At 65.6% G+C, this 9,678-nt stretch carries 10 protein-coding genes; all 10 read left to right on the top strand.

Annotated elements, in window-relative coordinates; translation table 11 throughout:
- On the top strand, positions 1-711 hold a 711-nt coding region (locus AC1DKD_RS16220), incomplete at its 5' end, for a type VI secretion system domain-containing protein (protein ID WP_477143463.1).
- Between the two features lie 23 nt (positions 712-734).
- Positions 735-2,558 carry a type VI secretion system baseplate subunit TssF gene (tssF, locus tag AC1DKD_RS16215; RefSeq protein ID WP_477143462.1) on the top strand — a complete coding sequence of 608 codons (1,824 nt, stop codon included), beginning with the start codon at positions 735-737 and terminating at the stop codon, positions 2,556-2,558.
- Positions 2,559-2,632: 74 nt separating this feature from the next.
- Complete coding sequence (tssG, locus tag AC1DKD_RS16210; protein ID WP_477143464.1) at positions 2,633-3,625, top strand: type VI secretion system baseplate subunit TssG; 993 nt, start codon at positions 2,633-2,635, stop codon at positions 3,623-3,625.
- A 53-nt stretch (positions 3,626-3,678) separates the two neighbouring features.
- Positions 3,679-4,218 (top strand): type VI secretion system lipoprotein TssJ, encoded by a 540-nt coding sequence (tssJ, locus tag AC1DKD_RS16205; protein ID WP_477143461.1) that lies wholly within the window; start codon positions 3,679-3,681, stop codon positions 4,216-4,218.
- Between the two features lie 287 nt (positions 4,219-4,505).
- The gene (locus AC1DKD_RS16200) at positions 4,506-5,054 is read left to right on the top strand and encodes a P-loop nucleotide/nucleoside kinase family protein (RefSeq protein WP_441626068.1); all 549 of its coding nucleotides are present in this window, start codon (positions 4,506-4,508) and stop codon (positions 5,052-5,054) included.
- An 86-nt stretch (positions 5,055-5,140) separates the two neighbouring features.
- Complete coding sequence (locus AC1DKD_RS16195) at positions 5,141-5,641, top strand: hypothetical protein (RefSeq protein WP_441626066.1); 501 nt, start codon at positions 5,141-5,143, stop codon at positions 5,639-5,641.
- Between the two features lie 135 nt (positions 5,642-5,776).
- On the top strand, positions 5,777-6,397 hold the full coding sequence (locus AC1DKD_RS16190; RefSeq protein ID WP_441626064.1) for a flavodoxin family protein: 621 nt from the start codon (positions 5,777-5,779) through the stop codon (positions 6,395-6,397).
- Between the two features lie 93 nt (positions 6,398-6,490).
- A complete protein-coding gene (locus AC1DKD_RS16185; RefSeq protein ID WP_477143460.1) occupies positions 6,491-7,588 on the top strand; it encodes a substrate-binding domain-containing protein in 1,098 nt (365 codons plus the stop codon).
- Between the two features lie 161 nt (positions 7,589-7,749).
- Positions 7,750-8,556, top strand: coding sequence for an SDR family NAD(P)-dependent oxidoreductase (locus tag AC1DKD_RS16180; protein WP_441626060.1), 807 nt, complete (start codon positions 7,750-7,752; stop codon positions 8,554-8,556).
- Between the two features lie 63 nt (positions 8,557-8,619).
- A complete protein-coding gene (locus tag AC1DKD_RS16175) occupies positions 8,620-9,597 on the top strand; it encodes a Bug family tripartite tricarboxylate transporter substrate binding protein (RefSeq protein WP_441626058.1) in 978 nt (325 codons plus the stop codon).
- Positions 9,598-9,678: the final 81 nt, after the last annotated feature.

The raw sequence follows: 9,678 nt of genomic DNA, 5'->3' as shown, positions 1-9,678 counted from the left end.
CAAAAGCAGTGGCCGGAACTCCTCGACCGCGTCGAGCAGGCCTTCGCCGAAGGCGCGAATCATTTCTGGCTGGACTTGCAGTACTACGCCTTCACCGCCCAGGATCAGGCGGGTGGCGAGTATGCCCGCGCGCGCGACCTGCTCGCCACCGACTGTGCGCTGATGCTCGAACGCCTGCCCGGTCTCGCGCAACTGGCCTTCACCGACGGCACGCCGTTTGCGGATGACACCACGCTGGAGTGGATTGCGCGCCATGCCACGGTACGTGATATCGAGCGCGGCGAGCCCATGGTGCCGGTATCGGTCGCGTCCGCCAGCACCGACTGGGCGGAGACGGAAGCCCAGGCGGCGGACCTCGCCGCCCAAYAGAGCCTCGATGCCGCGTTCGCCTGGTTGCAGGGCCTGCCGGCGCCGGACGGTGAGCGCGACCGCTTCGTGCGGCAACTGGTGATGGCGCGCGTGGCCGAACGTGCGGGTCGCGCGGACACGGCGTTGCACTTGCTGGGCGCCCTCGAGGTGAACGCGCAGCGCTTTCAGCTGGCCACCTGGGAGCCTTCGCTCGCGTTCGAGGCCAAGCAGCAGCTGCTGCGGTTGYTCAAGGCCCGCATGACGCGCAAGGACGCGGACAAGGTCGCTCTTGCTCAACGTATCGAAGCCCTGCTCGGCGATCTGACCGCCATCGACCCGGCCCGTGCCGTGGCCATCGCCTGACCGGCGAGTTAACTGACAGCCTCATGACCGATCCCACCCAAGACAACGAAATCCTGCGCTACTACGAAGCGGAGATGCGCTACCTGCGCGAAGCCGGCAAGGAGTTCGCCCAGGCGTTTCCCGACCGTGCGCGCATGCTCAATATTGACGGCATCGGCGAGCGCGATCCCCATGTCGAGCGGCTGTTCGAGGGCTTYGCCTTCCTGRTGGGGCGGCTGCGCCATAAGCTGGACGACGAGCTGCCGGAGCTGACCGAAGGGCTGGTCAGCATGCTGTGGCCGCACTACCTGCGCATGATCCCGTCGCTGTCGATCCTCGAGTTGTCCCCGACCMTTGACACGYTGCAGCGCCACGAAACCGTGCCGGCCGGACTGGAGGTGCTGTCCGACCCTGTGCCGCTTGGCACGCAGGCAGCCGGTGGCAATGATGCCGTGCAATGCATCTACCGGACCACGCAAGCRGTCGACTTGTACCCGCTGCGCCTGACCGAGGCCAACGCCTATGCGCGCGAGGATGGCCGCTCGGTGATCCGGTTCAGGCTCGAACTACAGGCGCAGGCACTGCGCGAGCCRCTGGCGGTGCCGCGCCTGCGGCTCTACCTCCATGCCGACCGGCCATTGGCACTGGCGCTGTATGCCGCGCTGACCGCCCGGCCGCTGGCCATGCAGGTGCGCATCCCCGGCTACCCGGAGCAACGCCCGGGCGCGTCCCAGGCGATGCCCGGCCTGGCGCTGGAAGCGGCCGGCTTCGACGCGCAGGCACGCCTGTGGCCCAAGCCGGACAATGCTTTTGGTGGCTACCAGCTGCTGCTGGAGTACTTCACCTTTCCCGAGAAGTTCATGTTCGTGGATCTGGTGGGGCTGGACATGGGCGCCATCCCGCCAGGTACCGGGCATGTTGACGTGGAGGCGGTACTGRCCAGGCCGTTCCCCGACGACATGCGCTTCTCGGCGGAGAACGTGCGGCTCTTCTGCACGCCCATCATCAACCTGTTCGAACTGGAAGCCGACCCGATCACGGTCACGCACGTCGAGACCGAGTACCGGGTGCGGGCCATGGAGCAACACGGGCAGCATGTCGAAGCGTACTCGGTCGATACCGTGCGCGGCTTCGAGGCAGCGAGCGGCGCGCGCTTCGAGTACGCGCCGTTCGCGGCCTTTCGCCACCGGGGCGGCATGCTGCGCCATGAGATGCCCGAGCGCTACTTCCACACCCGGGTGCGCCGCGGTCCCTCGGGCAGGTTCGACACCTGGGTGGTGCTCGGCGGCCATGCCTGGGAGCAGCAACAGACCCTGCCCCAGGAGACGCTGTCGCTGTCGGTCACGGGCACCAACGGCATGCTGCCCCGCAAGGGTCTGCGCGAGGCCGGCATTACGCGTATGCAAAACGGGTTCGCCAACATCGGCGCGGTGCGCAACCTGACCGCACCGACCCTGCCGGTGTACCCGCCCACCGCCGACCGCTTCCACTGGCGCGTGCTGTCGCACCTGGCGCCAAACTACCTGTCGCTGCTCGATGCCGAGGTCCTGCGCGGCAGTCTTGCCCTCTACGACTGGACGGAAGGCGAGATGAACCGCCGGCGCATCGATGCCATCACGGACGTGCGGCACCGGCCCCTGCAAAAGCTCGTTAAAGGCGGCCTGCTGCGCGGCGTGGAGATCGAGGTATCGCTGGACAGCACCCGTTTCGCCGGCGAGGGCGACGTCGAGCTCTTCGGCGAGATGCTCAACCGGTTCCTGTCGCTCTATGCCACGCTGAACCTGTATACCCGGCTGGTGATCGTGTCGCAGCCAAGCGGCAAGCGGCTCGCATGGCCCGACAGCAAGGGCGAGGGGGCACCGTTTTGAGCCTGCCGAAACTGACAGCAACGCAGGCGCAGGAGAGCGCATTGCTGCCGGCGCTGCTCGCCCATGCGCCGCAGATGAACTTCTTCCGGCTCTGCGAGCTGATCGAACTGGCCGCGCCGCAGCAGCCGCCATTGGGCACCACCGATTCTCCTGCCAACGAGCCCGTGCGGTTTCGCTCGCACGGACGGCTAGGCTTTCCCGGGCGGGAGATCGATGCGGTGGAGCGCGACAGCGACCACCCCGACCGGCCACCGGTCGTGCGGACAACCTTCCTGGGCCTTTACGGCGTGGATGCGCGCATGCCCTCCTACTTCGTGGACGAGATTGCCCAGCGCCGCGACGGGGCAGAGCCGTTGGCGGCCTTTCTGGACCTGTTTCACCACCGGATCGTCACGCAGTTCTACCGCGTTGCGCGCAAGTACCGCTATCCGGTGGGCTTCCGGCAGGGCGGACAGGACCAGGTGTCGTGTTATCTGCTGAGCCTGCTCGGGTTGGGCCTCGGCAAGCCGGGCGCCGGACAGGCGCGGACCGAAGAGACCGTCGGCACGCGCAAGCTGTTGTCGATGCTAGGGCTGGCCAGCCAGCGCACACGCACCGCCGAAGGCCTCGCCGGCGTGCTGCAGCATGCCGTGCCGGACGCGCGCATCACGGTGGAGGAGTTCCACCCGGTGTGGGTGCGCCTCGATGCCACCGAGCGGATGCCGCTAGGGGAAAACTGTGTGCTGGGACGCGGCTTCTACGATCGCGCAAACACCGTACGCGTGGTGATCACGCCACAGGACCGCGACTCGGTGCTGGGGCTGATGCCGGGCCGGACCATCCACCGGGAGGTGACGGCGCTGTTGCGCTTCTACCTGGGCTATGCAGCGCACGCGCATCTGGAGATGCATGTGAGGCCCGCGCTGATGCCGGCGCCGGCCTTGAATTCGGACCAGGTGAGCCTGGGCTACACCACGCAGCTCAGGCGGCACAGCGAAGCCGACGCCCCGGGCGCCAGCGATGCCGTTACCCGCGTGCAACTCGGGAACTGGCGCGGGCACAGCTCAGGGATGCCGGCGCAACGCTGAACCCGCACTGTCAATGAAACGCAGCRATACGCTGCACAAAGAGGATCAACACGATGAGGCGACAGCTTCGAAACGGTGCCCTACTGCTGGTTGCCACCCATATRGCTGGTTGCGGCGTGGGCCAGGCAGTCAAGGACAGCACGGTGGAGGCCACGAAATGGGCCTTCACGACGCAGGTCAAGACCATGAGCCTCGATCTCACCAGCCGGCCGTCGTTAAATGCAAACGGCGCCGGACAATCGTTGTCGACGGTGGTGCGGATCTACCAGTTGAAATCGCCGCAGGCCTTTGAACAGCTGGGCTATGCGCAGTTGCAGACGAATGACCTCGAATCCCTCAAGGCCGATCTGCTAGCGGCCAGGGACGTGGTGCTGCGCCCGGACGCGAGCGTAAGCCTGAGCGAGCCGATGCATGCCGACGCGCAGTATGTCGGGGTCATTGCCCTCTTCCGGAGTCCGGACAAGGAGGCGACCTGGAAACTGATGGTGCCGAAGAAGCAGTGGAAAAAGACCGATCCCGTGAAGAGCGAAGTGCGAGGCAGCACGCTGGAACTGGCGGGAGCCTCCTTTGACGGTCCTGCCCGTGGACGGTAGACGGCATCATGCTGGCCGGGGTCGGACCTGGGTACCGGTTCATGGAAACGTCGCGGATGCTGACTATGCGCAGCTGGGTGCCGGGTGGCACTCGTTCCAAAGTGATTGCGTGCCAACGCGCAGTCACTTATCCTCCATCTCATGAACCGCGTGCAAACCCCTTCGATTATTCGCACCATCCCCCGGATGGTGGGTTAGCGCGTGGCCTGAGCACACAAAGCAACCCGCCCCATGAGGCGGGTTTTTTGTTTCCGTCTCCCGGGGCTTTCATCGCCAAGGAGATTGAAATGCAGCCACACAACGTTCCCTCGTCCCGACCACCCGCCACCCTTTATATGGTCTGCGGCAAGATCGGCGCAGGAAAATCGACGCTGGCGAAGCAACTCGCGGCCCGTCCGGCGACCGTGCTGATCAGCGAGGACGATTGGCTGTCGCGCCTCTACCCTGGGGAAATCCGGGCGATCTCCGATTATGTCCGCTGCGCCGGCAGGCTGCGAGACGCCATGACCGGCCACATCGAGGCACTGCTGCTGGCGGGCATGTCGGTCGTGCTCGATTTCCCCGCCAACACGCCGGCCAGCCGAAGCTGGGCCAGGGCCATATTCGAGCAGGCGGGCGTACCGCATCAGCTCCACTATCTCGATATGCCGGACACCTTGTGCAAGGCACGCCTGCGCGCCCGCAATGCCAGCGGCACGCATGCGTTTGAGACCAGCGATGCGCAGTTCGATGAAATCACCCGATACTTCGTTGCGCCATCGGAGGGCGAGGGTTTCCACGTGATCCGGCATGAACCTGCCACTGTAGCCGTTGCCGGCTTGACGCCATCCTCCTGATCCGGCGCAGCATCGAGTGCGGGAGTGCCCTTCCGTTATCATGGCCAGCGGATTCAACCATTGCCGGATGGCCTCCTATGCCGTTGATGTTCGAGCTTGCCTCCCCGCTGCCAGTGCGCGCCAGCCAGGCCTGGCACCGCGCGACCACGGCGGAAGGCATCAACGATGAGTTGTTTCCCTGGCTGCGTATGACGGCCCCGGCCGCCATGCGAGGCAGGACGCTCGACGAGCTGCCGCTTGGCGAGCGCCTCGGCCGCAGCTGGCTGCTGGCGCTTTGCGTGCTTCCGGTGGACGCGGACGACATCATGCTGGCGGAGGTCGGGCCCGGGTACCGGTTCAGGGAAACGTCGCGGATGCTGACCATGCGCAGCTGGGTGCACGAGCGGACGATTCGCGATACGGCCGATGGCTTTTGCGAGGTACGCGACCGGCTGGCTTTCAAGTTGCGGGGGCCTGCAGCCTGGCTGCCAGGTTGTGAAGGCGCAATGGTCGCCGTGGTGAGATGCCTGTTCCGGCACCGGCACGCGCGGCTGGCGCGATGGGCCAGACGTACCAAATCTCTCACGCCGCCCGTTCATTCAAAATAATTCAACAACTGGTTGAGATTGTTCCCACCAACTGCGCCGGCAGATGCCTAGACTTGCTTCACCGGCCCAGCAATCAAACGACCAACGCGATGCAGGCCACATTCAAATATTTCAAATTTCTTTGAGGCCCATATCATGAACGCCAACGCTACCCAGATCGCCATCGTCTACCACAGCGGCTACGGCCATACCGCCAAGCAGGCACAGGCCGTCGCACGCGGCGCCGCCAGCGTCGATGGCGTGGAAAGCCTGCTGATCAGCGTCGACGACATCGACCAGCACTGGGACACGCTCGAGAACGTGGACGGCATCATCTTCGGCGCGCCCACCTACATGGGCAGCGCATCGGCGCAGTTCAAGGGCTTTATGGACGCCACCTCGCGCAATGTCTTCGCCAAGGGCGGCAAGTGGGCCAACAAGGTGGCGGCGGGCTTCACCAACGCGGCATCGCGTTCGGGCGACAAGCTGGCCACACTGCAGCAGATCTCGATCTTCGCCGCCCAGCACGGCATGCACTGGGTCAACCTTGGCCTGCCGCCGGGACACAATAACTCGAAGTCGACCGAGGATTCGCTGAATCGCCACGGCTTCTTCCTGGGCGCGGCCGCGCAGTCGAACGCTGACGAAAGCTCGGATGTGGTGCCCCCGCTGGCGGACCTGCGCACGGCCGAGCACCTGGGTGCGCGCGTCGCGGAAGTGGCGCAGCAACTGGCGGCTGGCCGGCAGGCGCTGGCGACGTTGAAGAAGGCGGCCTGAAGCGCTTCCCGCAAGTCCGCTCCGCGCGATTGAATCGTTTCATGCCCATGCTACACTGCCGGCATCAGGAAACGACGAGATCCGCGGAGTCCCATGAAGAAGACCACTGAAGCGCAGCGCAAGCCGACCCTGAAGGACCTGGCCGAGCAAGCGGGCGTTTCGGTGGGTACCGCATCCAATGCGATGGCGGGACGCGGCGGGCCCTCCGCCGAGACCGTCACGCACGTGGTCGAGGTCGCTCGCAGGATCGGCTACGTCACCAACGCCGCCGCCCGCAGCCTGCGCTCGCGGCGCTCCCGGCTGGTGGCCTGCCTGGTGCCCGATATCACCAACCGCTTCTATGGCGTCATCGTGCGCGCGGCCGAACACGTGCTGCGCGAAGCCGGCTACACTTTGCTGCTGGTAGACACGCATAACGACACCGAACGCGAATGCGAGTTGCTGCTCGACGTTGCCCGCGTCGGCGTCGACGGCGTGCTGTTTGCGCCCGGCTCCGAAAGCTCGGCCAAGCTGCAGCAGCAGATCGCGCAAATCGATGCGCCGCTGGTCATCCTCGACCGCGATATCGCCCCGGACCGCCCTAGCGTAAAGGTGGACCATTTCAGCGGTGCGCTGAAAGCGGCGAACTACCTGCTCGACCTCGGCCACCGTCGCATCGCCCTGCTCTTCCCCAGCTCGCACCTGCGCCCCGCGCGCGAGCGCTGGCATGCCTTCGAGACGGCCGCCGCAGCGCGCGGCGCTACCGGAGCACTGGACCTCGTGCGCATCGACACAAGTTCGATGGATGTCGCCTTCTCGCAATGCCTGGCACTGTTCCAGCAGGCTGCGCCGCCTACCGCCATCTTCGGACTGGGCACCACGCTGCTGGCCGGCGCGCTAAAAGCGGCACGCCAGTGCGGCAAGGACATTCCCGGCGACCTGTCGGTGATCTGCGTGGGCGATACCGAACTGGCGCAGGTGCACACCCCCGAGCTGACGACCCTGAGCTGGAGCCTGCAGGATATGGGGCGCCATGCGGCGCAGTTGCTGCTTGCCGAAATGGAACCGCAGGCGCAAGGCAGCGGCGAATCCACCCCCACCGGGCACCTGATGCTGACCTGCGACMTGATCCTGCGCGAGTCGTGCGCCGCAATCGATGCGCGCACGCGCAGGAAGCCGCTACGGCCAAGGGCAAAGAGCGCGGCCAGCTAAGGCTTGCTTCCCACAGGGCATCTTCGCGTCTTGTCTTTATTCCGCGTCGCCGCAGCCAGTCGTTTACCCTTGACTTGAAACGTTTCAATCCTGTGCTATATTTTTCGCATCCCCATCGGCGCGGGGCCATGAAAAGGGATCACCACGGAGACAGGCACAGCATGCCGGACAGCAATCGCAAGGGAATGAACCGGCTTGCCGGCAAGGCAGCCATCGTTGTCGGCGCGGGTTCGATCGGCGCCGACACCAGCAACGGCGCCGCCGCCGCCATCGTCTATGCACGCGAAGGCGCAGCGGTGCTGTGCGTGGACCGCGACCTGGCGCTGGCCCGGCGCACCGCGAGCCAGATCGAAGCCGAGGGTGGACGCGCCAGCGCCTTCGAGGCCGACGTGCGAGACGGTGCGCGGCTGGCAGCCATGGTGGACGCCTGCCGAGGGCACTACGGCCGCATCGACGTGCTGCACAACAACGTGGGCATCGAGGAGATCGCCGAACTCGAAGACATCACCGAGGAATCCTGGGACCGCGTGTTCGACATCAACCTGAAGGGCGCCATGCTCGCCTGCCAGAAGGTGATGCCGCACATGATCGCGCAGGGTGGCGGCTCGATCATCAACATCTCTTCGATCGCCAGCCGCAGATGGGGGCCCATGCCCTTTCTCTCCTACAACGCATCGAAGGCCGCGCTCAACCATATGACGCGCATCCTTGCGCGCCGCTATGCGGCGGAGCAGGTGCGCTGCAACGTGATCCTGCCCGGCCTGATCGATACGCCGCACGCGGCCCATCTCACGGATGGCGACGCGGCGGCGGTGCAAGCCGCGCGCGAGTTCCGAAACAGCCGCTGCCCGATGGGCCGGCAGGGTACGCCATGGGATATTGCATACGCGGCGCTGTTTCTTGCATCCGATGAATCGCGCTATGTGACCGGTCTGGAGATGGTCGTGGATGGCGGGCTGGGTCTGTGACCGGCAGGCCCGAAGCGCCGGACAGGCCCTGTAGCACATCACAAAGAAGCAGGAGACACCCCAATGCCCCACTACCTCGCCACCGCCTCGCTCCTCGTCGCGCTCGCAGCGCCCGTGTCCGCCACGCAAGCCGCGGAATCCCCCGCCGACTATCCTTCCCACCCCATTCGCCTGTTGCTGCCGATCTCCGCCGGCTCCGGTGGCGACATTCTCGGCCGGGTGCTCGCGGAACGCATGTCGGCGATCCTGAAGCAGCCCATCGTGGTCGAGAACAAAGGCGGTGCCTCCGGCATCATCGGCACGCAAGCCGTGGCGCGCGCCGCACCTGACGGCTATACCTTCACCCTCGGCGGCGCCACCACGCATATGTTGAACGCCGCCGTCTACACCAAGCTGCCCTACGATCCGGTCAAGGATTTCACCGCCATCGGGCAAGTCGGCACGGCCGCAATCCTGCTGGTGGCCAGCAACGATTTTCCGGCGAACGACCTGAAGGAGCTGGTGGCGTACACCAAGAGCCATCCCAACCAGGTGCAGTACGCCAGCTGGGGCACCGGCTCCACCGGACAGTTCTGCGGCGAAGTGCTCAAGCAGCTCGCCGGCGCCTCGATGACGCATATCCCCTACAAGACCGTGCCGCAGGTACTCAACGACATTGTTGCCGGGCATATCAAGCTGGGTTACGTCGACATGACCTCAGGCACGCCCTTCGTCAAGTCCGGCAAGGTCAAGGCGCTTGGCACCTGTACCTCGCGCTCGCCCAGCCTGCCCGGCGTGAAGAGCTATGTCGACGAGGGCATCGATTTCGACCGTGTGTTCCGCTGGGGACTCTATGTACCGGCCGGCACGCCGAAGCCGATCGTGCGGAAGCTGTCGGACGCATTGAACCAGGTGCTTGCCATGCCGGAAATCAGGGTGCGCCTGCTGGAAATGGGCATCGCCGCCACGCCGATGAGCGGCGAGGAACTCGGCAGGCTGAATGCCCGCGACATCCCGGCATGGAAGGAAGTTGCAAGGACCGCCGGCGTCACGCAGGAATGAGCGGCTGCCCCGCGCCATCGAACCAAACCGGGTCAACACATCAACACATCAACGCATCAACGCATTCACGACGCATCATCA

It is taken from the genome of Cupriavidus sp. 05T313 (genome assembly GCF_056396665.1).
This window is presented reverse-complemented; position numbering and strand designations above follow the sequence as displayed.